The following is a 633-nucleotide window of genomic DNA, read 5'->3' on the forward strand; positions in this document are numbered from 1 at the left end:
GGTGATTTCAATCAGTCCCGATTTTGCGGAATCCTCAAAGTTTGCGGATGACTGGCTCAGTATCCGCCAAGGGACTGACGGAGCCCTGGCGATGGCGATGGGTCACGTCATTCTGCAGGAATTTTACGTGAATCAAGAGACGGAACGTTTCATGGAATACGCGAAGCAATACACGGATTTTCCATTCCTCGTCACCTTATCAAAAGAAAATGGCGTATACACAGCGGGACGGTTTCTGCATGCGAAGGATATCGGACGGCAGACAAAGCATGATCAATGGAAGCCGGCGGTCTGGAATGAACAGACAGGTGCGTTTGCCATACCGCAAGGAACAATGGGCTCCCGCTGGGACGGGCAGCAGAAATGGAATCTGCACATGATCGATGAAGACACCGGGGAACAGATCGAGCCCCGTCTCTCCGTGCTCGGAATAGAGGACGAAATCAGTACGGTGCGCATTCCGTATTTTTCAAATGACGGAAACAAAGTGCTTGAGCGGAATCTTCCTATTAAAAAACTGGAACTGAACGGTGAAGAGGTGTGTGTCACGACTGTATTTGACTTGATATTGGCCAACTACGGCGTGAACCGGGGCATCGGCGGACAATCAGCCGCATCTTATGATGATCCCCG

The 633-nt window shown here is 50.9% G+C and carries 1 protein-coding gene; it reads left to right on the plus strand.

The window, feature by feature from the left end; all coding sequences use genetic code 11:
• Positions 1-633: molybdopterin-dependent oxidoreductase (locus ACTD9P_RS29655; RefSeq protein WP_438870424.1), on the plus strand; the 633-nt coding region annotated here is incomplete at both ends.

It is taken from the genome of Pseudomonas onubensis (assembly GCF_965653655.1).
Taxonomy (GTDB): Bacteria; Pseudomonadota; Gammaproteobacteria; order Pseudomonadales; family Pseudomonadaceae; genus Aquipseudomonas.